The organism is Brevundimonas sp. NPDC058933, assembly GCF_049315965.1.
Classification (GTDB): Bacteria; Pseudomonadota; Alphaproteobacteria; order Caulobacterales; family Caulobacteraceae; genus Brevundimonas.
Genome location: NZ_JBMOSL010000008.1, coordinates 33,611 through 59,619, shown reverse-complemented (window position 1 = coordinate 59,619; position 26,009 = coordinate 33,611). Strand labels below are relative to the sequence as shown.

The window sequence follows — 26,009 nt, the reverse complement described above, 5'->3', positions numbered from 1 at the left end:
ACAGGTTCAACGGCGGGCTGGGCCGCCAATTTCGAACCCGCTCAGGAAGACGAGTTCGACCTCGATGCCGGTCGGCATTTCCACGACCGGCTGGTACTGCTCGGCCCGCTTGACGTAGTAGTCGGCCAGCATCTCGGCGGCGTTGGCGACGCCGGAACCGGCGGCGCCAGCCGCTACGTCACCCGCTTCCAGACGGGGCGGCGCGGTCAGCGACCCCCCTGCCCCGATGCCGATCGAGCTCGACATCTGATCGGTGTAGCGAGACAGACTGTTTCCCAGGCCCTGCAGCGTTCCGGCGATCATGGCGCGGCCGGTCAGCCCGCCTTCACGCGAGATCACATTGCCCCGCACGCCGGCCTTGCCCAGGTGGGACGCGTAACCCTCGACCGTCGCGACCGAAAACTGCCGCGGCCCCGCCGGGCACGAAATACGCTGCAGCCGGATGTAGACCTTCTCCGAAGACAGTTCGGCATAGGCCGCGCCGTTCACCAGGCAGCCGGTCAGATCCGTGCGTTGATAGCGGCCATCCGCGCCGACGTGGATCGCCGGGCCCGTCAGTCGAAAGAGGACCGGCTTCGGGTCCGAGGTGCTGGTGACGCCAGTCGCGGCGTCCACGCCGACCAGAACACGCGCTCGGGTGTAGGCGTTGGGGGGCACGAACCGTTCGGTGTCGAACACCTGCATCGAGCTCGACATGTACTGTCCCTGCCCCGTGCCGCCCGTTCCGCCTGCCTGCGTACCCGCAGCGCCACCGGAGGTGCGCGAGGTGGAGACGGTCGGGCCGCCCGCAGCGCCCCCTGGGCCAGCGGCGCCAGCCACCCTGACCGTCGAAAGAGACCGGCGCGGACGGACGCCAGAATCTGCCCCGGCGACGCCGGGAGCCATCTGTCCGCCCGCGCCAGCCCCGACGGGTGCAAACGGATCACCGCCACCCATCGGAGCCGGAGCTACGCCGTTAGCTTGCATGGCCGGCGCGGCCCCTCCCGCGTTCACAGCAACCCCGCCCGGCCCGGGGGGAGCACTGCTACCGCGAGTCTGAATCTGATTGTTCAGCGCGTCGATCGTGCGCAAGGCATCGGCGCGCTCGTCTTCCAGCTGCTGCCGGGCGCCTTGGGCCTCCGCGCTCAATTGCACGTTCTGCCCATTTAGTTCGGCGATCTGGCGATCCAACTCCTGGACACGCACAGCCAGCTCGGAGGCCTGCGCCTCGCCGGACATGTTCTGGCCGCGAGCCAGGTCAGCCGTTGCGAGAATACGCCGCGCGGCCTCCGGGTTATCCCGCGAAGGAACCGGCTTGAGCATCTGGTAGATTACGAAGCCGCCGCCCGCGAGCACCAACGCGGTGATCGCACCCCAGATGATCGTCTGGCGCCGCTTGGCCGCGCGATTGGAGTCGCCGGGAATGGGACCGTCAAAGGCGGGCTCGGCCGCCGGCAGTTCAACTTCATGGCTCAACGGACTTCCTCCACGACGAAGACCCGTCCATCAGCGCCCGGGAGCAGCTCCACCCGGTCGGCGGCGGCGGCCATCACCCCAGCGACCAGGAAGCTGTCCACGACGACCGGGACGGTCGCCTCGGAGGCGTTGCGGATCGCGAGGACCTGACCTCGCAGGTTCGCGACTTCGTAAGTCTCGACCACACGGAGTTCGAACGGCCCGACCCGTGTCGCCTGGCCTGCCCGCGCTTCGCGCCGCACGCCTTCGGGGGCCTCTCCGTTGAACATCAGCCGGAAGAGCGCCGTCACGGTTTCCATGTAGCCGCTGCGGCGTTCGGAGCGCTGGACGGTCTCCCCCGAACCGGACGAGGCCGATGCGCCCATATTCACCGTGACTGTCTGCCCCGCCACCGCAGCGGGCGAGAGGGTCGCTTGGACCGTTCGGCCTGACTGCGTGACCAGGAACAGGGTGAAGGTCCGCCCCAGGACGTCGCCGTCAAAGGCGACATAGACATCACCTGTGGCCTCCTCGGCCTCGACCATCATCTGAGGGCCGTCAGGTTCGCTGATCGAGCGCACCGAGACGATCTTGTCGCCCTCGATTGCGATGCGGGACATCTGGTCGGCCGATACAACGGCTTCGAATTGTCCGTTGCGGACCTGGACGGGATCGGCATGGGCTGGGTTGGTCGCCAGCAGCGCGGCGCAGAACGCGGCGCCCGTGAGAAGCGCACGCTTCATAGCTGTTCATCCTTGTTGGAAACTGGAGCGCGGGTGCCCTGCGCCTGGTCCTTCTCGACCGGGACAAAGCTGGCGAGACGAAGCATCGAACCGCGCTTGTTGAAGGTCAGGCCGTAGGTCGCCCGTTTGGTCTCGACGATCCGCGTGCCGTTGCTGGTTTCAAGCTCACCGACGACTTCGACGTAGAGCTTCGATGGGTCGACGAAGAAGTCGTTCGGATAGAAGGTCTGCGACGTTCGCGTGTTCTGCCGCTCCTGGCGGTCAAGGATCAGCGCCGCCTTGATCTCCTGATAGGTTTCCGGCTCGGTGATCCGCTCAAGGTTCCGCTCGAAATACCGGGCGCTCTCGGGCGTCCTGTTGAGGAACAGGTAGGTCGCATCCCGCGCCAGACGTTCGAGGTAGTCACGGTCAACGCCACCGTGCGCCGAGATCTCGACCGAGTCCGACAGGCTGGGGACCAGAACCACCTTGTTCATCGTCGCCACCGAAACCGCCATCGCGGCGTTGGCGGTGATGCTCGCGGCCAGCATAATCGACACCGCTGTCAGGCGCCGGTTCAGCACACGCGCCTGATTGTTCACGTTCATTGTTTTCATGGTCAGCCCGCCAGCTCGCGAAGATGGGAGGGCGGCGTCGCCTTCAGCCGGAAGACGTCCGAGGGCAGAAGCCAGTAGGCCGCCCATTTCAGTCGGCTGAGGGAGCTGCCCTGTTTGAACTTCCGCAGCGCCCACAGGCACGTGCCCGCCACGATGAGGCCGACCAGGAAGTTGAAAACCAGAATGCAGATCAACAGAGGAGCGACGACTACGGCCAGCTCGTCCGGAGTAAACACCAAATAGCGCTCTGGCGCGTCGAGGTGTTGCGGAATATATGTGTCTTTCATGGGCCTAACTGGTTGCCCCGAAGAACAGTGCGCCGGTTTGCAAGCTACGCGCTGTACTTGGGATTGCTGAGCTAGGGAGCGGAGCGACGTGGAACCCCTTCCGACGCCGCCCCGCCCTCATCGCTCTGAGAGTAAAGGGGGGATGCTCCCCTCTCTTAGAAAACGGCCGAAGCCAGAGCGGAGACGATCCCCGGGCCCGTGGCTGCTGTCAGCCCGATCCCCGCTGCGCCGCCGATCAGACGCCAGTCGAACTTCATCACCATGCCGACCAGGGCCACGGCGACACCGGCCACACCCGCCAGCTTGCCGAGCGAACCTTCGGTCCAGTCGGTCAGCTGAGAGACGGTCGAGTCGAACGTGTTGTCCGTGCCGGCAACGGCGGTGGCGGTCACCGCGACAGCGACGGCGCCCAGAAGCAGGGCGCGCTCGACGTTGCGGATAACCTTCGGGTCGGACAGCACAGCGGCCGAACCCAGCGTCATCACATTCCTCTTCATAGTTATAAACCTCGTTCCTAGATGAGCCGACGCGCTAGGCCGCCTCGGCCCGACCTAAAAACTCATGGTTCGGATAGCAACGCAATCCTTTTTATTGCGTTGCGCCCTGAAATCGGCGTTTTGTTGCTTTCCGATTACTTAACACGCTGCGGTCTTACTTCCGCTTCTTGCGTATTCGAAGCCGCCCGCCGCCCGCGCGACTCCGTGCGATGCGGCCCCCTCCCCGCTTTTCGCCCGTCGGCATCCGCGCCATGCGGACGCGCTTCCGCATCCGTCCGCCCTCGGCCTGCGTAATACTGCTGCGTTGCTGCGTTTCGCGCGTTCAGCCCCGCGCGTTGCGTTGTCCGGGCCGCATTCGGGGGGCGCGGTTAATGGCGGAATCTGTTACGCCGCATTGGTGCCCCGGGCGGAAGAACAGTGGTCCGGGGGGAGGACGGGATATCTTTTGGGCAACGACACCATTTCATCGGGTGGGGACGAACCCGTGCGCGAGCCGCAGGTCCTCAAAATCCCGCTCACGGCCGATCCTGTGTTCTGGAATGCAGTTGACGCAGCCAAGGCTTTTCACCGCGTCACCCAAGGTCGGCAGCTGTCGACGTTGGACCTCGTCGGTCCAGCCCTCCAGGCCCTGAAGCAGCGCACCGGCGCCATCGCGACGAAGCGTCTCGAAGCGCTCGACATCGGTTACTACTCGCGCAAGGGCACGCTGCGGCTCCCGCTGTCGACCAAGCCCTTGGCCGACGAGGTCGCTATGCACCTCATGGCCACTGATGCACGTCGCACCGGTTCGGCCCCTGGACACCGCCGGCACTATTGGAGAACCACGCGCGCCGTCGTGCTGGTCGCCCTCTACATGTACGGCCTCGCCTGCCGTGCCATTTTGATATCGACCTACGGCAAGGACGACTTCCCGCCGCCCGACCGTCCTTAACAATACCTTAAGTTGCGGCCCCTCAGTCTCTTAAAACGACCCGCCAGCCGCGTCTGTGCGGCGTTCCAGCCACGGGATGCGTCTTTTTTTGGGCATCGTGCGGACTCCGCTCCGCTTTCCGCTTGCTTCCGCTCGCCTATTTGGTGATTCTAGGGCTCCGCTGATTTGCAACTGGCGGACGAATGGCCTCTACGCTGATCCGCGGCCCCGGACCCCAGCGCCAATGAAGCCAGGCTGAGCAACCTACCCCTCTGCCTTGCGCACATCACAGACGCCTCTGCTGCGGGGGCGGCCTAGATGAGGGGGGACTCGGCCAGATAAGTTGGGGTTACGCCGCAGCGCGCGGCCAGTAGTTTTTTGGGGGCCTTATGCCGTGGAAAGACAAGACGCCGTCGCCTGATCAGATCAAGCGTCGCGTTGCCTACTTGATTGCCGTTCGGTGTCGCCAGCAGGGCATCAAGAACATCGCCGAGAAGGCGGGCTTCAATCGAGATACAGTGAGCGCCTACGCCGATCCCAATTACGGGTCGAAAGGCGGGCCTCAGAAGTTAGACATCACCCTCGCCATTCTCGGCGCAACCGGCGACGATTTCGCCCAGGTGATGTACGCCGCTCAGAACTCGACCGATGAGGCGACCTTCTGGGCGATGATGCACTGCGTCCTGGTCGCCCAACAGCAGCTGGCCATCCGTGCGACCAATGAGGACCGCCTCGCGGGCGGCCGCCTCCTGCCACAAGCCCTCGCAGTGCCGCGCACACGCGCCACCGACCAGGTCATTTCTCACGAACCGATCTACGACGAGCCACACCGCCTCGCCATCTAACACCCGCCCGGCCCAACAAGGCCCCGCCCAGGCAACTGGAGCGGGGCCTTTTTGCGTCTGGGTTTCCGGCCTGACGCCGCCGTTCCGACCGCGCCGATCGTCAACCGCCGGAGCAGGCGGACAGAGCGAGAGGGAGAGGAGGATTCGAGAGGGGCAAGATCGATAGGGCGAGAGAAGAGAGCCCTTCCGGTCCGGTTCAACCCTTTCCGGAGACCTCCGATGACCCACGCTTCCGCTCGCCTGATCACAGGTTCGCTTTTCGACGCCCCCAGCCGGACAGATGCACTGATCGCCGCCGCTTGGGTGCTGGCCGTCGCCCTGGGCAAGGGTCGTCAACTCGACGCCCGGCTCCTCCGCACGACCCTGGAAGACACCTTCGGCGCAAGCGACGCCGAAGGGGCGTGGGACTGGAAGGACGCCTACGAGGCCTCGGAGCTGGCCCAGGTCCTTTACCTTCGCCGGCAGGCTTCCGCCCTGATTGGGCGGCGCGACGCGCCCTTCGAGATTCTCGCGGAGTTACGCGATCTTCTGGCGCTCACCCCGTCCCAGACGCGCCGGTCGGAGAACCAGGTCGCCTTCCAGCAGTTCTCCACGCCGGTCGACCTCGCCTTCGTCGCCAGCATCGCCCTCGACACCCGGTCCAGTGACGTGGTCCTCGAGCCTTCCGCCGGCACGGGCCTTCTGGCCGTGTTTGCCGAAATGGCCGGCGCGCGCGTCCACCTCAACGAGCTGGACCCGCGCCGCGCCGAGTTGCTCGACACTCTCTTTCGCGACACGCCCGTCACCCGCCTGAACGCGGAACAGATCAACGATCGCCTTCCTGCGTCGGTCCAGCCGAACCTGGTCGTGATGAACCCACCCTTCTCCGTCACGCCAGATGTCGTTGGGCGGGCTCAGGGCGCAGACTTCCGGCACATCGCCTCCGCCCTCGCCCGGCTGGCCCCCGGCGGCCGCCTTGTCACCATCACCGGCGCCGGTCTTTCCCCTGAAGCTCATCCCCAAAGGTTCGCCGCCCTTCAGCGCCGGGGCGCCACACTCGCTTTCACAATGCCGGTGGACGGTCGGGCCTATGCCCGCCACGGCACGACGATCGACACTCGCCTGACCATCTTCGACAAGGTCGCCCCGGCCGATGCGGAGCAACTGACGCAATCGGGCCCGACCGCCAGCGATTCAGCCGCGCTGCTGCAGGCGGTCTTGGACGCGCCTCGTCGTCTCGGCGCTCCCGCGCCAATCGCAATACCCCGTGCGCCCGTTCTGCGCCCAACCGCCCCCCGCGTCGCGGCTCGCCCTGCATCCGGACTGGTGACCCCGCCTTCGCCGACGTTCGCCGACGTCATCGAGCTTGACTACGCCTTGGCCAACGCCGGAGATCACCGCCCCGGCAACGACGCCGACGGGATCTACGAGACCTACGCCGTCGAAAGCATCTCCATCGCTGGCGCGAAACCCCACCCCACGCCTCTGGTGCAATCCACCGCCATGGCTGCGGTCCGCTTGCCGCGCCCGACCTACCGTCCCCACCTCCCCCGCCGTCTGGTCGACGACGGCATCCTTTCTGAGGCCCAGTTGGAGACCATCATCTATGCCGGCGAGGCGCATAGCGCGGATCTGGCCGGATCGTGGGTCGTCGACGAAACCTTCGACAACGTCAGCGCCGCGCCAGACGGCGATGAACGCGCAGTCACCTTCCGCAAGGGCTTCTTCCTCGGCGATGGAACAGGGGCCGGCAAGGGGCGTCAGCTCGCCGGAGCCATCCTCGACAACTGGCTGAAGGGCCGCCGCAAGGCCGTCTGGATTTCGAAGAACGACCCGCTCCTCGAGGACGCTCAACGCGACTGGACCGCCCTCGGCGGCCGCCGCGAGCAGATCGTTCCGCTCTCCCGCTTCAAGCAGGGCGCCCCGATCACCCTGTCTGGGGGCATCCTGTTCGTTACCTTCGGCACGCTGCGTTCCGGCGCTCGCCAGGAGAAAGCTTCGCGCCTGCAGCAGATCCTCGACTGGCTGGGACCGGACTTCGACGGCGTCGTCGCGATCGACGAGGCTCACGCTCTGGCCAACGCCGCAGGCGAAAAGGGGGCTCGTGGCGACCGCGGACCCTCCGAACAAGGCAAGGCCGGCCTCCGGCTGCAGAACGCCCTGCCCCGCGCCCGGGTCCTGTACGTCTCAGCGACCGGCGCAACGACGGTGGCCAACCTGGGCTACGCCTCCCGCCTCGGCCTCTGGGGCGGCGCGGACTTCCCCTTCCCCACGCGCGCCAGCTTCGTCACCGCGATGGAAGCCGGCGGCGTCGCCGCCATGGAGGTTCTCGCTCGCGACATGAAGGCGCTGGGTCTCTACACCTCGCGCGCCCTGTCCTACGCCGGCGTCGAATATGAGATCGTCGAGCACGCGCTGACCAGTGCTCAGATCGAGATCTACGACGCCTACGCCGATGCGTTCTCGATCATTCACAACAACCTTGAAGACGCCCTGAAAGCGACCGGCATCAGCAGCGAGGACGGCGGCGCCCTCAACGGGAACGCCAAGGGCGCGGCCAGGTCGGCGTTCGAGGGCGCGAAAGTCCGTTTCTTCAACCACCTTGTCACCGCCATGAAGGTCCCCACGCTCATCCGTTGGATCGAGAAGGATCTTGCCGAGGGTTTGGCGCCCGTCATCCAGCTCGTCAGCACCGGCGAGGCCATGACCGATCGTCGCCTGGCGGAGGTACCCGTGTCCGAATGGCACGACCTGCAGATCGACGTCACGCCCCGCGAGTACGTGATGGACTATCTGATGCACTCCTTCCCCGTGGCCTTGTTCGAACCGTACTCGGACGAGGACGGCAACATGCGCTCGCGACCCGCCGTCGACGCCGGCGGCCAGCCCGTCCTTTGCCAGGAGGCGCTCGCCCAACGCGACGAGCTGATCGAGTATCTCGGCGCCCTGCCCCCCGTTCAGGCCGCGCTGGACCAGATCGTTCATCACTTCGGCACGGATCGCGTCGCTGAGGTCACCGGCCGGTCTCGCCGGATCGTCCGCAAGACCACCCAAGGCCAGAGCCGACTCTGTGTCGAGACTCGCCCGGGCTCCGCCAACCAGGGCGAGACCGCCGCGTTCATGGACGGCAAGAAGCCCATTCTGGTCTTTTCGGACGCGGGTGGGACCGGCCGCAGCTACCACTCGGATCTCGGTGCGGTGAATCAGGCCACACGCGCACACTACCTCCTGGAGCCAGGCTGGAGGGCTGACGCAGCCGTTCAGGGCCTCGGCCGCACCAACCGCACCAATCAGAAGCACCCGCCGATCTTCCGGCCGGTCGCCACCAATGTGAAGGGCGAGAAGCGCTTCCTCAGCACGATTGCCCGCCGCCTCGACAGCCTCGGCGCGTTGACCAAGGGCCAGCGCCAGACCGGCGGCCAGGGTCTTTTCCGGCCGGAAGACAACCTCGAGTCTGACTACGCCAAGACGGGCCTTCGTCGGCTGTATCACATGCTCTATGCCGGTCGCGTCGACGGACTGACCCTTGGCGCCTTCGAGGCCGCGACCGGTCTGTCCCTTTGCGACACGGATGGCACGCTGAAGGAGGACCTGCCCCCGATCACGCAGTTCCTGAACCGCGTCCTCGCCCTTCGTATCGACATGCAGAACAGCATCTTCGGCTATCTCGAGGAACGCATTGAGGCCGAAGTGGAAGCCGCTGTCGCCGCCGGCGTCTTCGAAGTCGGCGTAGAGACCCTGACGGCGGAACGGTTCACCGTCACCGCCCGCAAGACGATCTTCACCCACGCCGAGAGCGGGGCGGAAACCCGCCTCCTCACCGTGACCCAGGTCCAGCGCGTCCAGCCGCTGCGCCTTGCCGACGTTATGGGGATCCGCGCCGATCGCGAGGGGGTCTTCCTCATCAACCGTCAGTCCGGCCGGGCGGCGCTGGCTGTTCAGGCCCCCGCAAGGATGTTCGATGACGGCCGCGTTGAAGACCGCGTCCGCCTGTATCGTCCAATGTCTCGCGATACGGTCAGCGTCGGCGAACAGGCGGCGTCGCAATGGCAACCTGTCGAAGAGCCCGCCTTCGCTCTGGCCTGGCAGACCGAGATCGACAGCCTTCCCGAAACCATGGAGTCGACCATCAGCGTCGTCACCGGTCTCCTGCTCCCGATCTGGTCACGACTGCCCCAGGACACGACGCGGGTCTATCGCCTGCAGACGGACGACGGGGAGCGTATCATCGGCCGTATGGTCGCCGAAGCAGACCTTGGCGGCGTCTGCCGCCAGTTCGGTCTGGACGCGCCGGCTGTATCGCCAGTCGCCGGATGGGCCATGGTTCGCGATCAGGGCGTGACCCTGCAACTGGCCGAAGACGTTTCGGTCCGCCGCAGCCTGGTCATGGGCGCTCAGCGCATCGAGGTGACCGGCATCCTGCCCTCGTCCCTGCCCGCCATGAAGGCGATGGGTATGATGACCGAGATCATCAGCTATCGGACCCGTCTCTTCATTCCTTCGACCGACGCCGGCGCCGACATCCTGGCGCGACTGGTCGCTCGCTATCCGCTGGTCTCGACGATCGCCCGCCCGCGGGCCGCTTGAGGCCTTCCATGAGGTCCACCTGAACCAGGGCCTCGACGTTCAACACCCCGCCGCCTGTCGGCGGCCGTCCTGCAGGGTCGGCTGATCACGGCGCCAGTCCTTTGGGGCCTGAGAGAGCCGCATCCGCGCCTTCACGAGAGGGGGACCGGCGAAGGGTCGGGCTAGAGCGCCCTCGACGGTCCAGGCAACCGCTGGCGCGGTCCTCCACTCCGTTTCGGCCCTTCGGGTGCATGCCCGTCGCCCATCGCCTGTTCGGTCCCCGTGAAGGTCGCAGGGTGCGGCCCGGCCACAAGGAGGACTCGCCATGTTGAACCCCGATCCCCATCCCGCCCAGGACATCAGTCCTACGGCCGCGTTGCTCGACGAGCTCGCCCTGACGGGCTATCGGCCCATCGGCGATGAACAGGATCCGCGTCCACTTCCGGAAGCGGACGTTTGCCGACAGGCGCTCGCTGACGCCTTCGACGCAATCGGATGGATGCTCAACGACACGCGCCTCGAGGAGGAGACGTCCGACATCCTCTGGCAGTTCACCAACATCTTCCACCGCAAGGTCGATCGGGTCGGCCGGGTGCTCGATGACAACGAACAAGCGCAGCGCCGCTCCATGATGGAGCAGAATGGCTCGGAGGTCCGCTCAGTCGAGCTGGAGCGCCTTACGGCGGAGGGGATCAGCCTTGTCGAGCAGCGGAACGCCTTCGAATTTGTCCGCGACACCGCCGCTCAGCTGTTCGCCCAGCACACCGGGTCCGCGTGGCGGCCGGCGGCCGGCTCGATGGTCAACCGCAAGACGGTTACGTCGGCCATGATCGACAGCCGCGATTACATGAACGCCAAGGCCCGGGCTGACAACGCGGTCCTGGTCCCACAGGGCACCCTCATTGCCTTCACTGCAGGCCCAGACTTCAACGACCACGACAAGATCTTCGCCGCTCTCGATCGCGTCCGGGAAAAACACCCCGATATGATCCTGATCCACGGCGCAACACCCAAGGGCGGCGAGCGCATCGCAGCGTGCTGGGCCAATAACCGGGGCGTCACTCAGATTCCGTTCAAGCCTGACTGGAACCGCCACGACAAGGCGGCCCCGTTCAAGCGAAACGATGTGATGCTCGATCAACTGCCTGCCGGCGTCGTCGCCGGGCCCGGCAACGGCGTGACCATGAACATGGTCGACAAGGCCCGTGCGCGTGGCATCCCCGTAATGCAGCTCGCGGCCTAACCGGCTACGCCCACCGATTCTCTCAACCACCTCTGCGCGGGTGGATTCGCCCGCCATAGCGCGTGCAACTCGCTGCTTCGCCATTCGAGCGCTGCACTCCGATCAGTGCCGGAAGTATCGGCGACCATCGCGACGATCTCCGGATAGCGACGCCGCGCGATTTCCAACGCCTTGCCCATCCTCTCCGCGTCCCCGCGTCGATGGGCCGCCAGCAAATCCGTCAAAACCCACGCCGGATGCTCGTCGCCCTCGAAATGAGGTCGGCGGCGCTCGAAGGACGCGTCATCACCGGTGCGCACGTCCAGGATCGCAAGCAGATACCTCGCGCCCATGCTGTCGCGAGGCTGCTGTCGCATCACCCTGCGATAAATCCCGCGCGCCAGATCGGCGTGGCCGGTCTCCACCAGACAGCCCGCCAGCAGGGTCGCGGCCCGGAGGTACGGGCGCGCCTCCACCATGTCGAAAACATCGCGTTTCGGCGGCGCCATCACCTTCTGCCGGGCCCTGACGCGATTCCAGGCCTCGTCATGCGCAAGATGCGCCAGCGCCAGACGCACATAGGGCGCGCTGGCCAGCCGGCGGACCTCTTCCTGATCCGCGAGGACAATCAGCGCATCGGGACATCGGGGATCGATCTGCAGCGCCGCCTCGACGCCGAGGATCTCCTCCAGCGCTCGGCCGCTTACCAGCCCCTCGGCCAGGACTTCCTGCGCCCGCAGCTGGCGTGCACCAGCATCCATCGACTCCATTTGACCTCCGATTGTTCGTCGTTCCTCCTGCCCCATCGTCCCCGCCACGGCTAGATATCCCGCCTATCTCCGCTGGCGCGGCCGGCGGGAGAGGGGCTCGCTGCGCTCGCGCATTCCTCGGCGTTGCAGTCGGCATTGGAGGGGGGCCGCCCCCTCACACGTCAAGACGACCCCTCGCCCTGACGGGCGGGGGCGAGAAGGCCCGGTATCCCCAGCCTTCGCCGCTTCGCGCCTGCAGGCCGGGTGATCCCCCTCCGGGCCTCTCGGTCTGTGACGTGTTTCACCCCCCTAAGCGCGCGGCTTTGCCGCCCGCGCTCCGGAAACTCGCGCGGGCGTGTTTCGATTAAGTCGTTCCTGCGGTGCTGATTTGGAAAGGCCGGAGATTGTCTCTGGCGTGGGCATCGCGAGGCTTGGGAACCGTCTGCGTCCAATCAAAAACAAGGACGATGACGATGCAAATGACCCCTATTGATACCGCTTCGGCGACCGAAGTTTCCGGCACCATCCGGGTGCGCCTGGGTGCGAAGTTGAAGGTTGCGCCTGAGAACGTGCGGGCCAACAGCAAGCCCGCCCAAGACGACATCAGCGGACTGTGCGACTCCATCGCCTCCCCCGTGGGGCTGCTGAATCCTCTGGTCGGCTATGAGGAGGACGGCGTCCACTACGTCACCGCCGGGCGGCGGCGTCTGCGGTCGCTCGAACGGCTGAAGAAGGAGAAGCGTCTCCCGGCCGACATTCAGGCGCTCGGGGTCAGTTTCGTCCTGAAGCCCAAGGCCGTGGCCCTCGAAATCAGTCTGGCCGAGAACGCGCAGCGCGAGGCGATGACGGTTCAGGAAGAACTGTCGGCCTACAGCGCCCTTTCGGCCAAGGGGCTGGACGCAAGCGAGATCGCAGCGGTGACGGGTTCGACCCGCAAACGTGTCGCGCAGCTTCTGAGCCTGTCCCATGTGGCCCCCGCCGTCCTGGACGCGTTCTTCGCCGGTCGGTTCGACATCGACACCCTGCAGGCTTTCACCCTGACGGACGATCATGAGCGGCAGCTGCAGGTCTGGGGTCGCTTCGAGGGTCAGCGTCACATCAACGACTGGAATGTGCGCTCGATGCTGCTGGACAGCACTCTCGACGCGTCGGATCGGATCGCCCTCTTTGTCGGGCGGGACGCCTATGCGGCGGCGGGCGGCACGTTCGTCATCGACCTGTTTCAGGACGGGGACGACACCACGGCGGCGTGGGCTGACAGCGCTCTCGCCCACCAACTCGCCCAGGACAAGCTGAACGAAGCCGTTGAGGCGGTTCGGGCCGAGGGATGGGCCAATGTCGAGGTGGCGCAGAAGTCCTATGGCTACGAGGGCGGTCAGCGCCGGCAGTATCCGGCGCGGCGTGACGCCACCGAGGCCGAAGCGGCGCGGATGGCCGAACTTCGGGCGATCAGCAACGACCACGATATCGGCGCGTGGGATCGGGCCGTAGCCGGTGAAGAACTGCGCAAGCTCACGGAAACGCTTGAGGTCTGGACCGACGAGCAAAAGGCGGCGGGGACTGTGTTCCTGATCCTGCAACACGGCGGGAAGCTGACGATCGAGCGCGCCTACTTCCGGGCCACCGCGCAGAGCGGGGGCGGGACCGGCGAGGCGAAGGAGAAGCCCGCGTTCGGCCACGAAGGCCACCAACGGATGACCCGTATCGCTACGACCGCCGTTCGCAACGCCGTCGCCGTCAACCCGGCCGTCGCCTATGACACGATGGTCGCCCACCAAGGCTGGATGGTTCTGCGGAACCGTTCTGACCACGGCTATGCCCTGTCCTTCGCGAAGGCGGGGGCCGAACCGGCCGAGGGGATCACGGTCAAGGGGGATCGCGAATACGAGGACCTCTATGCCGCTTGGGATGAGCGTCTGCCTTCGACCTATCTGGAGTTCTTCCCCTACGTCGTCGCCCTGAGCGCGGGGGAAAAGGCCGAGCTTCTGGCGCTCTGCGTGGCCTGCCAGTTGAACGCCGTCGAGAGCCGGGCCGACTATCGGCGGCCTCGCGCGTGGGCCCAGCTGGGGCTCATCGCCGCTCACGCCAAGGTCGATATGGCCGAGCGCTGGACGCCGGATGCGGAGTTCCTCAAGGGCGCGGGCAAGAAGGCTCTGACGCAGGCGATCACCGATATGGGCATGGACGCCGAACCGTTCGCCAAGGAGAAGCGCACGGGACTGGTCGAGATCGTGGCCCGGAACGCCGCCAAACACCGCTGGACCCCGCCGATGCTGGCGACCCTGGCGGAACCGACCCTGTCACCCAGCAACAACAAGGCTGATATCGGGGCTGGACCGGCCGGGGCCGTTGATGACGATGATTTCGCGGACGACGAGTTCATCCAGGACGAGGACGCCGAAGCGGGCGCCGAGGACTGAACCTTTGCGGAGGGGGCTTCGGCCCCCTCCCCTACTCTTGTCGGAATCCCCCATGTCCCGTTGCATCCCTATCGACGACGCGCACCAGGCGACCTTGGTGTCCATCGCCCTTCGCCGTCTGAGCGTGTCGGCCGAGATCGCCCAGCATCCCGCCAAGGCCGCCGCCCTGCGTACCCTGATCGAGCGCGCCTCGTCGGCCGCCCTCGCGGAACAGCCTTCCACTGCCTTCATTGCCGCCGTTCGGGCGGACGTTCCGAGCCGACGTTTTCGGCTCGTTCCGATGGACGGCGCTGACCGCCTTGCAGCCGGTTACGCCGTCCTCGGCCTCAGCGAGGCGCAGACGCTCGCCGACGCCGCCGCCCAGGTTGGTCAGTTGATCGGGCAGACTGTGCCTCGCGCTCAACCGTTGGAACACTTGGCCGAAGCCGGGTTCCACGTCTTCCATTCGCCGGCTGGCCTCGACTAGCCCGCATCCGTCGCATCGAGCCTGGACCACTCTGGACAGGCCACCTTGGGGGTCAGCTTCGGCTGGCCCCTTTTTTTGCCCTTGTGGGCCCTGGGTTGCGCGCGACGGGGCCGGTGTGCGAAAAGGCCCGCGCTGTCAGTCCGATCCCTGCATCCCCCACCCCATGGATGCAGAGATGAAACAGAACCTTCTCGGCCGACCTTCGGCCTTCGCCATTGTCGCCTGCGCCGTATCGGCGCTCGCCTTGTCCGCCAGCGCTCACGGGCTTCGTTCTCATTCGGAGATCGAGGCGGCGGCGTTCGCGGCCGTGCGCGACGGCCCCGGGCTGGACCTCCTCACCGACCCCACGCCCACACTCGATATGCTCGCTGCGGATCCAGTGGCGCGCGCGATCCGCGCAGAGGCCGACGCCAGCCGGCTCGTCGGCCGGGCCCTGCCCCATGTGCCGACCGCTCCGGACGCCGCCGCTCCGCTCGATCCCCTGATTGCCGCCAAGGTCGCCTCGACCTTCGCCGCATTCTCGGAACCCGGCGCGACGCGGCCCGCCGCGCCGGTCCAGGCGTTCAGTTTCCAGCGCTACCTGTCTCGAGCAGCTCGCGCGCCCCGGACCCGCCGCGCTTCGTCGCGATCGTCGACGCCGGCGGCTCACGTCCAGTTCGCCATCCAGGCCGCGGCCGAGCGGTCGGGCGTATCGCACGGCTATCTGTGGCGGGCGGCCAAGCGGGAATCGTCATTTGACCCCTCGGCCAGGGCGGCGACGTCCACGGCGGCGGGCCTCTATCAGTTCATCGAAACGACCTGGTTGCTCACCGTGCGTCGCCACGGCGCATCCTATGGCCTCGGTCACCTCGCCTCTCAAATCCACCTTGACCGAAACGGCGAGCCCTTCGTGAACGACCGCGTCGTGCGCCGCCAGATCCTCGCGCTGCGCTATGACGCCCAGCTTTCCGCATATCTCGCCGGCGAGTTCACGCGCGAGAACGCGAGCGCCCTGCGCTCCTACCTGCGTCGGCCGCCGCGCGACGGCGAGCTGTATATGGCCCACTTCCTCGGCTCCGGCGGAGCTGTAAGCCTCCTGCGCGCCAACGCGCATGATCCGGCCAGATCAGCGGCGGGGCTCTTCCCTCGCGCCGCCTCCGCAAACCCGAGCCTGTTCTATGCCGGCGGCCGTCCCCGCAGCGTCGCCAGCCTCAGGATGCTCCTCATCTCCAAAGGAGAGGCCGCCTAACCGCAGTTTTCAGCGGAGTCGCAAGCTCGGACGTATGTCGTTGGATTCGCGGAATGCCTCTATATTGCGTCGGGCTCCGCGCGGCGCTAATGGTGATCCGCACGGGGCTGTTCGCAGTCCTCATTTTCACATGTCCAGACACCGCCCCGGCCCTTGTTTCGGGGCGTAACTCACCGCATAGTGTGGGCGAGAGGTGCTGTTCGTGTCCGACAAAACCCACGCCAATGTTGCCGCCCGCCTTCCCCAAAGCGTCATCGCTGGGCTGAAGGCTGAACGGGAAGCCCTCGGCCTGCGATCAGTGTCGGCCGTTGTCGAGCGCCGCCTACAGCGTTGTGTCGCCAACGGTTTTGCCGCCGGCATCTCGCGCCAACCTCTGTCGGGAAGCCGCGTTGACCTCGCCTTCAAGCGGCATTTCGTCGATGCCCTCAAAGAAATCGCCAAAGACCAGCAGGCCGACCTGGGCTCGTTGATCTATTCGGCCACCGCAGATCTTCGGGCGCCTTCGCGCCTCGAAGGCGTGTCCACGCGGTCACATCTCTCCGCCGACCTGAGCGGAGCGCGCGCCGCCTAGCGGCCGCATACCCCTCGCCGGGGCCTTTCCAGGACTCAAACATACCGCCGAATTGTAACTTGGCGTTAACCCATTCGGCCGCTCATTGCCCCTGTTTCCCAATTGCTGTTGGGAAAACTTGACGCGAATCGTGGGGCGCCGTCCCATGACCGCACCACCAAGCGAGTCGGAGGGGTCCAGACAAAGAAAAACCGCCGTCCCCAGAGGGAACGGCGGGCGTGCTTCAAAAAAAGCAAGGGTCTAAATTGTGCAGAACCCTTATGCGCGCTCGCTCCCCCCATCGTCAAGACAAAAACGCCCTTTGAGGGCGACGGCGAAGCTTTGCCCGAAATCCCTCCCTGAATAAGGGAGCGACCGATGCTCACGCATCATCAGGCCAGCGCGGGTGCGCGGGGCCTACGACCAGTCACGCCTGCCCATCGGCGGGCGGAGGATTACGCGCGCCAGTGGTCCGGTTTGCCGGATGGAGCGACCAAATCCAGTCTCCTCCGCCTCCTGGAGGACGTCCCTGCCCGCGCTATGGGCCTCAAACCCCGGGAACGGGCGTTCCTGCATCACCTGGTGAAGCTTCAGCCGGCGGAGTGCTTCAAACCCTCGGCGGCCTTGGCGGGGCTCGATCTGGATGCGGCTGGGCTCGCCCTCATCTCGACCTACGCCGACGCCTATCTGATGGCGGATCTCGACGTCACTTGCCGCACCTTGGCTCGCTGGCGCGAGAAAACGAGCCGCCTGGGCTGGATCAGCTTCCGGGACAGCCCCGATCGCACCCGCTACCGGATCGGCGCGGCGGACGCGCCCGAGGAGGCCTACGGCGTCGATCTCCGGCCCCTGATCGTCCGATACCGCGAACTGGAAGCCCTTCGCGACCAGGACCGCGTCGATCGCCACGAGCTGCGCACCCTGCGACGCACCCTCAGCTGCCGTTCAACACGCATTCGCAGCCTGCTTGCCGTCCTCCTCGCCAGCGAGGAACACGGCTTCGCCCAGACTGCTTTGCGCGCCATCGAGGCGGTTCGCCGCGGCAAGGATCTCGACATGGCCCGGATGGCCGTCGCCCAGGCCGACGCAGCCGTGGGACGCCTTGAAGCCCTGCTGGACCACCAGGTCTGGAGTTCTTCAGGGGTGACAGAAGAGTCCGGCGCGCCTGACAGAAACGGCGCCCAATTACTCCCTACTCAGCCTGGAAAAATTCTAATTAGTGAATCTTCTCTAGGTAGAGGGGCTCTCCGAGAGGAGTACGCGGCCTCGACGGAGCCAACACCGGCCGAAACCGACGCCCTGGACGAGGATGGCGAGGTCTTGTGGCAGTCATCCGCTACCTACGACGATGATCCTGCTGAGGATGACCAGGATAGCGTGACCGTCATCGAAATCACACCCGTCTCAACGACCCGCCGACGTCCCCGGGTCAACGCCCCGGCCATAGGCGACATCATCATCGCCCTGCCCGATATCCTCGCCCAGAAGGACTTCCCCTTCACGCGCCATCCCATGTTCCCGACCGACGAGGCCCTTGTGGTGGCCTACGGGCAGTCCGCCGCGAGCCGTGTTGGGCTGACGAAGGAAGAGATCCGCCGCCATTCCGCCGGCGACGCCGGAGTTGCCTTCGCTGTGGCGGCGCTTTTGGCCGAGTTTACGGCGGACGTCCGCAACCGGCGGGCCTACCTGCTCGGCCTGGTCGCGCGCCTCAACGATCCTCTTGTGACCGTCAATCTCTGGGCCAGCTGGAAACGTCTCGTCCGCGTATCCACACCGGACTGACTTCACTAAGATTCAACCTCCGGACGTCACACTGGCGTCCAAGTATTCGAGGGCGTGACCATGACCTTCCCCGTCGTAGAGACCTTTGCCGACTTCGACAGCCATGCGCGGCGAGCTGCGACCGCGCAGGACGCCAGTCGGGTTCTTGGCGGGCGGCCCGTCGAGTTCGCCAGCGAATACCTCTCGGGCCCGTGGCCGACGCTTGAAGGCTTCGATCAAGACGCCGCGCGCCTCGGCGTAGCCGAATTCGCCCGCCGCGTTCCTGTCATGGGGGGTTGGGTGGTCTCAGTGTCCTTTTGGCGGCCGCGCCCTGCCCTGCCCCGCGCTATGACGCCTAAACAGGCCCTGGCCGCCCTCTCCTGCCCTCCTACCGGTCCGGAAGGGCCACCGGACGCCCGTACAGCCGCTGGCGAGACCTTTGGTCCCTCCGGTCGCCTGTATCGCTCCCTGGCGGCGCTTCGGCGCTCCAACGCCGCCGCGCTTGCCGCTGGCGTCATCCGGATCAGGCCGCTCGACGAGCGCTGGACGTTCGACATCCGTTTTACGCCGGCTCCGCCCGTCTCCAAGTCCGCTCGCCCGGGCAAGACGACCGTTCCGGCCGCATCGGCAACCCCTTCCTCGATCGTCCCGCCTATCTCGGACCTCGGCGCCAACGAGGTTCACGATCCCCTTGGCACTGACGTGGTCTTGGTTGACGATGAGGGCGACGGGATTCGCGTCAGGGCTTCTGCCTAGCCTAGACCACTCTAGACCACTCTAGACCTGTCTAGACTGGTCCGTGGCCTCCGGGGTTGTCCGTGCCATCCGTCGCCCGCCGTGTGGTCCGTGTTCTCCGTTGTTTGCCGTGCCCTCCGGGCCGTCCGTGCCCTCCGGGTTATCCGTCACCTCCGTGACTTCCGTCGCGTCCGTGGTGTCCGTCTTGTCCGTGGGGGCCGTGTGGTGTAGGGTCTCCGGATGCCACGGCGCGTCCGTGCTCACCGGACGCTCGGGAGGGAGCCTCATGCCGAACATCATCTTCGCCAACACCAAGGGCGGCAGTGGAAAGACCACGGCCGCTTTGACCCTGACCTCGGAGCTTCTCGCCGCAGGAGCCCACGTGGCGCTCCTGGAAGGCGATCCGAACCGTCCGCTGGCGCGCTGGGCCGAACGCCGGGGCGCGCCGGTTATCGACGGACCAAAGACTCGAGTGGGCAGCGCGGCCGACGCCGCCGTCGCGATCCGCGAAGCAGCCGGCGACAGCAAGCTGCTGGTCATCACCACGGACAATGATGACGAGGCCGTCCTTGACTGGCTTCAGGCCGCGCAGGGCTGGGGAACCTTCGTCATTGCCGATCCGGAGGGGAGCCCGAACCAATGGCTCGCCCAGGTCATCTCCCAAGCCCATCTGGTTCTTGTGCCGTTCGCGCCCACGACGTTGGACGCCAATCAGGTCGCTCGCACCATCCGGCAGATCAATCAGACGGAACGGATCTCCAGCAAAGCCATCCCGCACCGGATCGTCATCACCCGGGCGAACCCCGGCGCCGTCATGACCCGCGACGAACGGGACATCCGCAAGTCGCTCCTGGAGAACGCCTTGCCGTTGATGGACGTCTCCCTGGCCGACCGGCCTGCTTTCCGGGGCATGTTCAAACACGATGCCCTGCTGAGCGAGTTGACCCCCGACCAGGTGGGCGGTCTGCCGCAGGCGCGCAGCAATGCCGCCGCCTTCGCGGAAGAAATCATCGAAATCCTCCGCCAGCCCGCCGCACAGAAAGCCGCATGATGACCAAGTCCAGCGACGCATTCGGATTCGAGGCGATCGGCGAGGAGCGCAAGGGCCTCGATCTGTCGGATTTCACGCGCTCGCCAGGGGCGCCGATCGACAGGCCTGCGGCCGAGGCCGCCCGGGAAGTCGCCGACGCGGCCGGGTTTCAGTCGCGCGGCAAACCTGCATCGCCGCGCCGCGCGGGGCAGGGGAGGGCCAACCCTCCCGGAAAGGTCAAGATCAGCGATCTGATAGGCCGGCCCGATGTCCCCGACGAACCTCGCGCCCAGCTGAACATGATGGCCCCGGCGAGCCTTATCGTGCGGTTCAAGAAGATCGAGCACGAACGGGGCGTCAGGGCGTGGGAAGTGCTGAAGGCCGCCTTGGACGCGCTCGAAGGGCCTGAGCAGTGAGGGACCGCCTTCACCAGCTCAACGACCACGAACTGTCTGAGGTTCTGGCCGCCCTCGCGGCCTGGCAGTTTCCGGGCGGTTTCACCGACGAACAGCTTCAGGAAATCGCTACTGACGGCGGACGCTACGCCCGAATGGACACGCGCGGCCTTCAGGCCATCATCGACCGGCTCAACCGCGAGGGTGAACCGGTCCAGTCTCGGCCGGCATAACCGGCTGTCCCGGTCGGAGGTAGTGATGGACAAGCGGCGCATCGCTGCCGAACTGCACAATCTCTTTGGCGACGACCTGGACAGCCGGTTATCGGCGGCCAAGGTCGCGAACAATCTTTGCGCCCGTAGCCCTCTCGTAAATCGCGCCTCCGCGACGGAAGCCGCATTTGCGCGGATGTGGGATTACGAAGCCAGTGGGCTTGTTGAGAACTGTCCTGGCCCCCGTGGAGGCGCTGGTTGGAAGCTCACGTCCAAGGGCACGGCGCTGCTAATGACCCGCGCATCAACCCCACATGCCGGATAGCCCTAAAGTCGGTTGAGAGACCGGCCGCAGGGCCGCCGCGTTTCCACGCCCATGACGTCGCTCGTGAAGTCGCCCTGCCGGCGATAGGCGCTCGGGCGGGCGAAGGAGCCCGCCCAGAGGCCCAGACGCGCCTCACAGGCCCGCATGGCGCTGCTGCGGTAGTTTCCCACGAAGAAGGGAACGGCCAGCCCTCTGGACGTCAGCCAGTCCGCCAGATCCACGCCCCGCACCGTGCAGCGCACGACGGCCCGGTCCTCATGGTTCAGCGCCCGGGCCGGGTTCCAGTCGCGGTAGTCGCAACGCACCTGGTCGCGCCCGATGTAGGTCCGGAGCGCCTCGGCGACATGCTCTCCGCACAGGAACGCCTGGCCATTGCGCAGGCACTGTTGCCGGATCTCGGGCGCGTCCACGCCCCACAGCCGTAGCCGATCATTGCCGATCGCCAAGGTGTCGCCGTCGACGACGCGGGCCCGGCCGACATAGGTCGCGCGCCTTTCCGTAGCGGCCGCGGCGCTGGCCAGGGCGATGGAGAAGCCGACCGCGATCGTGGCGGCCCAGAAGACGACGGGGAGATTGCGCATTATCGGGTCTCGGTGATTTCAGGCAGGGCAGGGGAGCGGGCTTCAGGCGTTGGAAGGACGACGAGGGCGGTCAGCAGGACCCCCACCATCCATGTCGCGGCCGCGAACCAGACGATGCGCTTGCGGCGCTTGGACGCCGCGCTGCGCTGGCGCCCTTCAATGGCGTCGTGGATCCAGCTGAGGTAGCCCAACACGCCGGCGGAAAAAAACGACAGGCACGCCAGCGTCAGGACCGTGGAGGCGCCCAGGAGCGGGGGGACGATCACCGCTGCGCCAGAGATCAGCGCCACCCGCAACAGGAATCGGGAAAGGCGCTGAATGGCCCCTGACTGGCCCACCAGGCCCGCCCTGACCCTCGGCGGAATGATCCGCCGCCAACCCAGGTGATCGCGCCCTGAGCGGCTTCCCCAGGGCCCGGCATCGCCTTCGGCCTGCAGCTGTCTCTTTCCGAACATCAGCCGCCCCACACCGGGGGCAAAGCGACGGATCTCGGGCGCGAGGCGCGGAGTATCTCGAGCTTCGTCGGAAGCGGCATGGGTCCGCGCTCGAGGAGAACCTCGCAGATCATCTCCATGAACCTGAGCTTGCCGAACGCCAGCTGGCCGGCCGCGCCGACCGCTGTCGTCGACGGCGAGACGTCGAGGGTCGCCGCCAGTTGCCGCAGTTCGTAGATGTGCAGAAGGCTGAGCAGATCGGACACGCCCGGCTTGCCGATCGTCGCCGGCATCGCCAGCGCCGGCACAATACCGGGCTTCGCCACCCGGAAGCCCACATGAAGGGGCAGGCAGCCTCGCAGCTCACCCACGGCCGCCGGCGTCGAGAGAACCCAGATTTCCGCCAGATACGCCTTGGCGGCCGTCACCAGATGGACCAGGGCGCTCCGATCGGAGGCCGCGTTCCAGAAGAAGATCCCGCAGATCCGGCCATCCTCGATCACCGCGAGGTCTACCTTGCCCCCACACGGCAGACGCAGGTCCCGCATCGTCCTGCAGTGGGGCCGTTCATTCTCCAGCCAGACATAGGCCGCATCGATCAGATAGCCGGTCATGCGGCCACGCTCCGGTGAACCGCTTCCCGTTCCAGGTCGAACGCATCGAGCGCTTCTTGTTTCGCGCGGCCGAGGATCTCGCGGATCGAGCCATCCGCCTCGAGCAGATGCACCACCCTGTGACCCAGGGGCCCGCGCGCGATGACGCCCGCCTGCAGGAACCCCAGAACCGTAGTCCCTTCACGCCAGGCGAACACAAGACCGCCGTCCGACGCACCCAGCGCCGACGGCAAGCGCAGCAGATGTTCCGGGGTCATCCCGTGGAACGACGCCCTCCGGACAAACTCCATGATGAACGCATGGCCCAGCCGGATGGCCTTGGCGATGTCGTCTCCCGTCACGACGTGCGTCGGCTCGACGATTAGCCCCGAAAGCTTGTCATACCAGGGCTGGCAGAGCCCCAGCTCCTCATCATCGAAGATCATTGGGTTCTCCAAGTCGGTCTCTCCTGTGTGATCAGATCTGTTTCGCCCCGGCCGCGAGCCGGCCCCGGGCAGCGCTCCCCGAAAATCGAAGGGCGGGCCGCGGCGGCCGCAACGGCTTCGCCGTCCTCCGCTGCGCTGCGGTCCTGCGGATGCGTCCCCCGCTCGGAGCCCGCCCGATTGGTTTCGGGTCGCCCGGGGATCGGCCCCGCGCGCGAGGAGGCTTCCAAATGAAGGATCGCAAGAGTCCCGCCGACCGGATCACCGCCAGCATCATCGAGCAGCTGGAACAGGGCGTTCGGCCCTGGACCAAGCCGTGGGCGTCCAAGGCCGGCGGATCCGTCGCACTGCCGTTGCGCGCCAACGGCGAGCCCTATCAGGGCATCAATGTCGTCATGCTCTGGCTTCGCGGAGCCACGGAGGGCTACTCCGGCTCCCGATGGATGACCTACCGCCAGGCCGCCGCCCTCGGCGGGCAGGTCCGCGCGGGCGAGAAGTCCACCCTCGTCGTCTATTACGGCCAGTCCCAGGCCAAGGGAGAACCCGATCCGTCCGCCGGCGACGCAGACGCCCGCAGCTTCCGTTTCCTGAAGGGCTATCCCGTCTTCAACGTCGAACAGATCGACGGCCTTGACGCCGAGTTCTACCCCACACCGGTCCCCGCCCAGGAACCCGATGCGGCCGCCGAACAGGCCCGCATCGCCTCGGTCGAAGAGTTCCTCGCCGCAACCGGCGCCCAGATCAGCTGGTCCGGCGATCAGGCCTACTACGCCCCGGGCCCGGACCACATCCGCCTCCCCGAACGCCACCTGTTCCGCGACATCGAGCAGGCCTACGCCACGGCCGCGCATGAGCTGATCCACTGGACCGGCGCCAAGCACCGGCAAGACCGCACGTTCGGCTCCAAATTCGGCGATCCCGCTTACGCCCGCGAGGAGCTGGTGGCTGAGCTTGGAAGCGCCTTCCTCGGCGCCCACCTCGGCTTGCGGCCCGACCACATCGAGGACCATGCGGCCTACCTCGACCACTGGCTGAAGGTCCTGCGCACCGACAGCCGCGCCATTCTTCGCGCCGCGTCCCAGGCCCAGGCCGCAACCGATTACCTTCTGGCCATCGCTGGACGCGCGGTCGCCCCTGTCACGGAGGATCTCGCAGAGGCCGCGTGACGGCCTTTCCCTACCCTCTTCGTGTTCAAAAGGCGGCACGCCGGCGGCCCTCCGTCGGCGTGTTTCCTGTCGGCGTTTTCCGCAAGGAGAGCGTCTGCCCCATACCCGACACGACATCGATGGGCTCGACGATCTCCTCCACCAGTGTCTCTCGGCCGAACAGTTCCGCCAGGCCGCGCCAGTTGCGGCCATAGGCGACGCTCACGCGGTATCGACCTGGCCTTAACAGTATTTCGGTATGCCCATCTCCAGCGACAAAACCGGTCGCGACAGGACTTCCGTCTTCCCATCGCCGAACCCTAACGACTGCGCGGGTCTCGCCGCCGGCGCCTCGCACCACGAAGGGCTCGTGGCCCGCGGAATAGTCGTTCGGCTCGTGAAGATTGACCGTACCACTCGTCGGGAAGGCCTCCTGTGGCCCTAGCTCGACGACCGCCGGCACATCGGCCAACCCGAAGTCGATCGTGCGCCACCAATTCTTGGCGCCGAGCGCGAGAGTTGCTCCAGCCGAGAGCAGAATGGCAACGCCCGCGAGGATTTGCCTATCGATCACCCGGCGTCGCCCTTTATGACGCATCTGACGCGGGGTCGCATCGCCGAACGCCTTCCGCAAACGCTCGGCCCGGGCCTCCCGGAACCACTCTCTGTCCTCAACGCCCACTGACTTGCTCCTCTCTCACGAAGAGCCAGCCGTTCACCTGCAGGACCTCGCCGGTGTCCATGCACGTCGCCTCGAACGTCCCGTCCAGATCGGCGTCTGCAGCATGGGCGAGATCTAGATCCACACCCGTCGAGAAGAAGTCTCCGCGACAGTCATGGCCGCGCTCGGCGGCCAGCTGCGCGGGCGATCTCGGGGCGGCGCTCACAGCACCGCCCCTTCGATCGCTGCGCGCCCCTTGGAGGGAGGGGGGACAGAGGCGCGCGCGATTTGAGGTTTTCCGGCTTCGACGGGCGAGACCGGCGACGCCGGCGCGAGGGTCAGACTGACGCTATGCCCGGCGAAGAACTTCAGCAGCTCCTCGCCGCTGATGATCCGGACGTCGCCGCACTGGCGTTGCATCTGGCGCAGTCGCTCGGGCGTCCGTCCCGTATGGACGAACAGCCCTCGCGCCTTGCGCCTTTGGCAGACGGCGTCGAAGGCCCAGACGTGATCTTCCTTGATGTAGGCCTTGTAACGCTTGGCCTGGATGAGCCAGCGTTCGCCGTTCAGCGTGAACTGGCCGTCGATTCCGCCGTCCCCGGAGTAGGAGGTTCCCCGGATGATGTTGATGCCGCGCCGGGCCAACTCCGAGAGGATCATGTCCTCGAACCGGTAGGGGCACACCTTGCGCAGGTAGCCGAAGACGCGCCCCGGGTTTTCCAGCGGCGCCATCGAGCGGATGAGCTTCAGGTCGTCCCAGGAACGGCGCTCGTTGTAGGCGTGCTGTTTTTGCGCCTTCGTCTGTTTCGGTCGTTGCAAGAAACCGATGAAGATCGCGAACAGGAAAAACCCCGCCAGATAGGGCAGGGCGGGTTGCATCGCGGTCCAAAGGGCACCGGCGATGTCGATGTTTTTAGTGGCTTCGAGAGCCGCGTTTTCACTCATGTCCTGCATCCTGGGGTTGGGGATGCAGGGATCGGACTGACAGCCCGACTGTTTTGCCACGATTTTCCGGCGAAGTCTTTAACGGCGAGGGTTAAATTCGGGCGTCTCCCCGCCGAGGCGGGGGCGGGCTCTACTCGTCGCTGCGCTCCTCACCGAACCTCGCCAAGGGGCGAGTTTCGTCCCGTCCGGGTGACGATCCCTGACGCGGGATGCTGGACAGCGTTACACCCCGTGTGCAGTCTCCCCGAGACCAAAGG

Annotated in this window: 28 protein-coding genes; 15 read left to right on the top strand and 13 right to left on the bottom strand. The window is 66.3% G+C overall.

Annotation, left to right across the window (positions count from 1 at the left end):
- Positions 1–6 precede the first annotated feature (6 nt).
- The 5 genes from ACOZBP_RS13195 to ACOZBP_RS13175 form a co-directional block, all read right to left on the bottom strand.
- Entirely contained in the window at positions 7–1,455 is a 1,449-nt protein-coding gene (locus ACOZBP_RS13195) for a TrbI/VirB10 family protein (RefSeq protein WP_404419797.1), read from the bottom strand.
- Positions 1,452–2,177 (bottom strand): TraK domain-containing protein, encoded by a 726-nt coding sequence (locus ACOZBP_RS13190; RefSeq protein ID WP_153923420.1) that lies wholly within the window; start codon positions 2,175–2,177, stop codon positions 1,452–1,454. The genes ACOZBP_RS13195 and ACOZBP_RS13190 overlap by 4 nt, the downstream gene beginning before the upstream one ends.
- Positions 2,174–2,773, bottom strand: coding sequence for a TraE/TraK family type IV conjugative transfer system protein (locus ACOZBP_RS13185; RefSeq protein ID WP_316629594.1), 600 nt, complete (start codon positions 2,771–2,773; stop codon positions 2,174–2,176). The genes ACOZBP_RS13190 and ACOZBP_RS13185 overlap by 4 nt, the downstream gene beginning before the upstream one ends.
- Before the next feature lie 2 nt (positions 2,774–2,775).
- Positions 2,776–3,060, bottom strand: a complete 285-nt coding sequence (traL, locus tag ACOZBP_RS13180) for a type IV conjugative transfer system protein TraL (RefSeq protein ID WP_153923422.1) — start codon at positions 3,058–3,060, stop codon at positions 2,776–2,778.
- A gap of 155 nt (positions 3,061–3,215) precedes the next feature.
- Complete coding sequence (locus tag ACOZBP_RS13175; protein ID WP_194943555.1) at positions 3,216–3,542, bottom strand: hypothetical protein; 327 nt, start codon at positions 3,540–3,542, stop codon at positions 3,216–3,218.
- Positions 3,543–4,002: 460 nt separating this feature from the next.
- Here ACOZBP_RS13175 and ACOZBP_RS13170 point away from each other — a divergent pair, with 460 nt between their 5' ends.
- From ACOZBP_RS13170 to ACOZBP_RS13155, 4 genes are all read left to right on the top strand, one after another.
- Positions 4,003–4,488 carry a hypothetical protein gene (locus ACOZBP_RS13170; protein ID WP_153923423.1) on the top strand — a complete coding sequence of 162 codons (486 nt, stop codon included), beginning with the start codon at positions 4,003–4,005 and terminating at the stop codon, positions 4,486–4,488.
- 368 nt (positions 4,489–4,856) lie between these two features.
- Positions 4,857–5,312: a hypothetical protein gene (locus ACOZBP_RS13165; protein WP_153923424.1), complete on the top strand. Its 456-nt coding sequence runs from the start codon at positions 4,857–4,859 to the stop codon at positions 5,310–5,312.
- Positions 5,313–5,531: 219 nt separating this feature from the next.
- Positions 5,532–9,878 carry a strawberry notch-like NTP hydrolase domain-containing protein gene (locus tag ACOZBP_RS13160; RefSeq protein WP_422676834.1) on the top strand — a complete coding sequence of 1,449 codons (4,347 nt, stop codon included), beginning with the start codon at positions 5,532–5,534 and terminating at the stop codon, positions 9,876–9,878.
- Between the two features lie 304 nt (positions 9,879–10,182).
- On the top strand, positions 10,183–11,100 hold the full coding sequence (locus ACOZBP_RS13155; RefSeq protein ID WP_153923426.1) for a DUF2493 domain-containing protein: 918 nt from the start codon (positions 10,183–10,185) through the stop codon (positions 11,098–11,100).
- On the opposite strand, the gene ACOZBP_RS13150 is transcribed toward ACOZBP_RS13155, so the two are convergent.
- Positions 11,097–11,849 carry a hypothetical protein gene (locus tag ACOZBP_RS13150; protein ID WP_422676833.1) on the bottom strand — a complete coding sequence of 251 codons (753 nt, stop codon included), beginning with the start codon at positions 11,847–11,849 and terminating at the stop codon, positions 11,097–11,099. The two genes, ACOZBP_RS13155 and ACOZBP_RS13150, sit on opposite strands and share 4 nt — an antisense overlap.
- Before the next feature lie 452 nt (positions 11,850–12,301).
- On the opposite strand from ACOZBP_RS13150, the gene ACOZBP_RS13145 reads away from it, so the two are divergent.
- The 10 genes from ACOZBP_RS13145 (at position 12,302) to ACOZBP_RS13100 (ending at position 20,950) form a co-directional block, all read left to right on the top strand.
- Complete coding sequence (locus ACOZBP_RS13145; protein ID WP_194943556.1) at positions 12,302–14,248, top strand: ParB/RepB/Spo0J family partition protein; 1,947 nt, start codon at positions 12,302–12,304, stop codon at positions 14,246–14,248.
- A 52-nt stretch (positions 14,249–14,300) separates the two neighbouring features.
- Entirely contained in the window at positions 14,301–14,714 is a 414-nt protein-coding gene (locus ACOZBP_RS13140) for a hypothetical protein (RefSeq protein ID WP_040350236.1), read from the top strand.
- 163 nt (positions 14,715–14,877) lie between these two features.
- Positions 14,878–15,942, top strand: coding sequence for a transglycosylase SLT domain-containing protein (locus ACOZBP_RS13135; RefSeq protein ID WP_153923429.1), 1,065 nt, complete (start codon positions 14,878–14,880; stop codon positions 15,940–15,942).
- A gap of 202 nt (positions 15,943–16,144) precedes the next feature.
- Positions 16,145–16,513 carry a hypothetical protein gene (locus ACOZBP_RS13130; protein WP_153923430.1) on the top strand — a complete coding sequence of 123 codons (369 nt, stop codon included), beginning with the start codon at positions 16,145–16,147 and terminating at the stop codon, positions 16,511–16,513.
- 357 nt (positions 16,514–16,870) lie between these two features.
- Positions 16,871–18,274, top strand: coding sequence for a helix-turn-helix domain-containing protein (locus ACOZBP_RS13125; protein ID WP_153923431.1), 1,404 nt, complete (start codon positions 16,871–16,873; stop codon positions 18,272–18,274).
- 60 nt (positions 18,275–18,334) lie between these two features.
- Positions 18,335–19,009, top strand: coding sequence for a hypothetical protein (locus ACOZBP_RS13120; RefSeq protein WP_153923432.1), 675 nt, complete (start codon positions 18,335–18,337; stop codon positions 19,007–19,009).
- A gap of 265 nt (positions 19,010–19,274) precedes the next feature.
- Positions 19,275–20,039: a division plane positioning ATPase MipZ gene (locus ACOZBP_RS13115; protein WP_153923433.1), complete on the top strand. Its 765-nt coding sequence runs from the start codon at positions 19,275–19,277 to the stop codon at positions 20,037–20,039.
- Positions 20,036–20,434 carry a hypothetical protein gene (locus ACOZBP_RS13110; RefSeq protein ID WP_153923434.1) on the top strand — a complete coding sequence of 133 codons (399 nt, stop codon included), beginning with the start codon at positions 20,036–20,038 and terminating at the stop codon, positions 20,432–20,434. The genes ACOZBP_RS13115 and ACOZBP_RS13110 overlap by 4 nt, the downstream gene beginning before the upstream one ends.
- On the top strand, positions 20,431–20,646 hold the full coding sequence (locus ACOZBP_RS13105; protein WP_153923435.1) for a hypothetical protein: 216 nt from the start codon (positions 20,431–20,433) through the stop codon (positions 20,644–20,646). Before ACOZBP_RS13110 ends, ACOZBP_RS13105 begins: the two co-directional genes overlap by 4 nt.
- Positions 20,647–20,671: 25 nt before the next feature.
- The gene (locus ACOZBP_RS13100; protein ID WP_153923436.1) at positions 20,672–20,950 is read left to right on the top strand and encodes a hypothetical protein; all 279 of its coding nucleotides are present in this window, start codon (positions 20,672–20,674) and stop codon (positions 20,948–20,950) included.
- A gap of 2 nt (positions 20,951–20,952) precedes the next feature.
- Here the strand turns inward: ACOZBP_RS13100 and ACOZBP_RS13095 are convergent, their stop codons facing one another.
- The 4 genes from ACOZBP_RS13095 to ACOZBP_RS13080 are packed head-to-tail and all read right to left on the bottom strand — an operon-like array spanning position 20,953 to position 23,004.
- Positions 20,953–21,531 (bottom strand): thermonuclease family protein, encoded by a 579-nt coding sequence (locus ACOZBP_RS13095; RefSeq protein WP_153923437.1) that lies wholly within the window; start codon positions 21,529–21,531, stop codon positions 20,953–20,955.
- Complete coding sequence (locus ACOZBP_RS13090) at positions 21,531–21,998, bottom strand: hypothetical protein (protein ID WP_153923438.1); 468 nt, start codon at positions 21,996–21,998, stop codon at positions 21,531–21,533. Before ACOZBP_RS13090 ends, ACOZBP_RS13095 begins: the two co-directional genes overlap by 1 nt.
- A complete protein-coding gene (locus tag ACOZBP_RS13085; protein ID WP_153923439.1) occupies positions 21,986–22,579 on the bottom strand; it encodes a hypothetical protein in 594 nt (197 codons plus the stop codon). Before ACOZBP_RS13085 ends, ACOZBP_RS13090 begins: the two co-directional genes overlap by 13 nt.
- A complete protein-coding gene (locus ACOZBP_RS13080; protein WP_153923440.1) occupies positions 22,576–23,004 on the bottom strand; it encodes a hypothetical protein in 429 nt (142 codons plus the stop codon). Before ACOZBP_RS13080 ends, ACOZBP_RS13085 begins: the two co-directional genes overlap by 4 nt.
- A gap of 227 nt (positions 23,005–23,231) precedes the next feature.
- Here ACOZBP_RS13080 and ACOZBP_RS13075 point away from each other — a divergent pair, with 227 nt between their 5' ends.
- Positions 23,232–24,167: an ArdC family protein gene (locus tag ACOZBP_RS13075; protein WP_404419809.1), complete on the top strand. Its 936-nt coding sequence runs from the start codon at positions 23,232–23,234 to the stop codon at positions 24,165–24,167.
- Positions 24,168–24,192: 25 nt separating this feature from the next.
- Here ACOZBP_RS13075 and ACOZBP_RS13070 read toward each other — a convergent pair whose 3' ends face one another.
- From ACOZBP_RS13070 to ACOZBP_RS13060, 3 genes are read right to left on the bottom strand one after another with little or no spacing between them, the layout of a single operon-like run.
- Positions 24,193–24,828 (bottom strand): hypothetical protein, encoded by a 636-nt coding sequence (locus ACOZBP_RS13070; protein WP_153923442.1) that lies wholly within the window; start codon positions 24,826–24,828, stop codon positions 24,193–24,195.
- Complete coding sequence (locus ACOZBP_RS13065; RefSeq protein ID WP_153923443.1) at positions 24,818–25,033, bottom strand: hypothetical protein; 216 nt, start codon at positions 25,031–25,033, stop codon at positions 24,818–24,820. Before ACOZBP_RS13065 ends, ACOZBP_RS13070 begins: the two co-directional genes overlap by 11 nt.
- A complete protein-coding gene (locus tag ACOZBP_RS13060; protein ID WP_219352627.1) occupies positions 25,030–25,752 on the bottom strand; it encodes a restriction endonuclease in 723 nt (240 codons plus the stop codon). Before ACOZBP_RS13060 ends, ACOZBP_RS13065 begins: the two co-directional genes overlap by 4 nt.
- Positions 25,753–26,009 lie beyond the last annotated feature (257 nt).

What these genes read in the sequence shown, in the direction of transcription:
- ACOZBP_RS13135 (WP_153923429.1), top strand. Translation starts at nt 14,878, where the DNA reads ATGGATGCAGAGATGAAACAGAACCTTCTCGGCCGACCTTCGGCCTTC.
- ACOZBP_RS13110 (WP_153923434.1), top strand. Translation starts at nt 20,036, where the DNA reads ATGATGACCAAGTCCAGCGACGCATTCGGATTCGAGGCGATCGGCGAG.
- ACOZBP_RS13185 (WP_316629594.1), bottom strand. Translation starts at nt 2,773, where the DNA reads ATGAAAACAATGAACGTGAACAATCAGGCGCGTGTGCTGAACCGGCGC.
- ACOZBP_RS13060 (WP_219352627.1), bottom strand. Translation starts at nt 25,752, where the DNA reads ATGAGTGAAAACGCGGCTCTCGAAGCCACTAAAAACATCGACATCGCC.
- ACOZBP_RS13125 (WP_153923431.1), top strand. Translation starts at nt 16,871, where the DNA reads ATGCTCACGCATCATCAGGCCAGCGCGGGTGCGCGGGGCCTACGACCA.
- ACOZBP_RS13080 (WP_153923440.1), bottom strand. Translation starts at nt 23,004, where the DNA reads ATGATCTTCGATGATGAGGAGCTGGGGCTCTGCCAGCCCTGGTATGAC.
- ACOZBP_RS13175 (WP_194943555.1), bottom strand. Translation starts at nt 3,542, where the DNA reads ATGACGCTGGGTTCGGCCGCTGTGCTGTCCGACCCGAAGGTTATCCGC.
- ACOZBP_RS13145 (WP_194943556.1), top strand. Translation starts at nt 12,302, where the DNA reads ATGCAAATGACCCCTATTGATACCGCTTCGGCGACCGAAGTTTCCGGC.
- ACOZBP_RS13160 (WP_422676834.1), top strand. Translation starts at nt 5,532, where the DNA reads ATGACCCACGCTTCCGCTCGCCTGATCACAGGTTCGCTTTTCGACGCC.
- ACOZBP_RS13075 (WP_404419809.1), top strand. Translation starts at nt 23,232, where the DNA reads ATGAAGGATCGCAAGAGTCCCGCCGACCGGATCACCGCCAGCATCATC.
- ACOZBP_RS13190 (WP_153923420.1), bottom strand. Translation starts at nt 2,177, where the DNA reads ATGAAGCGTGCGCTTCTCACGGGCGCCGCGTTCTGCGCCGCGCTGCTG.
- ACOZBP_RS13140 (WP_040350236.1), top strand. Translation starts at nt 14,301, where the DNA reads ATGTCCCGTTGCATCCCTATCGACGACGCGCACCAGGCGACCTTGGTG.
- ACOZBP_RS13095 (WP_153923437.1), bottom strand. Translation starts at nt 21,531, where the DNA reads ATGCGCAATCTCCCCGTCGTCTTCTGGGCCGCCACGATCGCGGTCGGC.
- ACOZBP_RS13165 (WP_153923424.1), top strand. Translation starts at nt 4,857, where the DNA reads ATGCCGTGGAAAGACAAGACGCCGTCGCCTGATCAGATCAAGCGTCGC.
- ACOZBP_RS13085 (WP_153923439.1), bottom strand. Translation starts at nt 22,579, where the DNA reads ATGACCGGCTATCTGATCGATGCGGCCTATGTCTGGCTGGAGAATGAA.
- ACOZBP_RS13150 (WP_422676833.1), bottom strand. Translation starts at nt 11,849, where the DNA reads ATGGAGTCGATGGATGCTGGTGCACGCCAGCTGCGGGCGCAGGAAGTC.
- traL (WP_153923422.1), bottom strand. Translation starts at nt 3,060, where the DNA reads ATGAAAGACACATATATTCCGCAACACCTCGACGCGCCAGAGCGCTAT.
- ACOZBP_RS13155 (WP_153923426.1), top strand. Translation starts at nt 10,183, where the DNA reads ATGTTGAACCCCGATCCCCATCCCGCCCAGGACATCAGTCCTACGGCC.
- ACOZBP_RS13115 (WP_153923433.1), top strand. Translation starts at nt 19,275, where the DNA reads ATGCCGAACATCATCTTCGCCAACACCAAGGGCGGCAGTGGAAAGACC.
- ACOZBP_RS13100 (WP_153923436.1), top strand. Translation starts at nt 20,672, where the DNA reads ATGGACAAGCGGCGCATCGCTGCCGAACTGCACAATCTCTTTGGCGAC.
- ACOZBP_RS13120 (WP_153923432.1), top strand. Translation starts at nt 18,335, where the DNA reads ATGACCTTCCCCGTCGTAGAGACCTTTGCCGACTTCGACAGCCATGCG.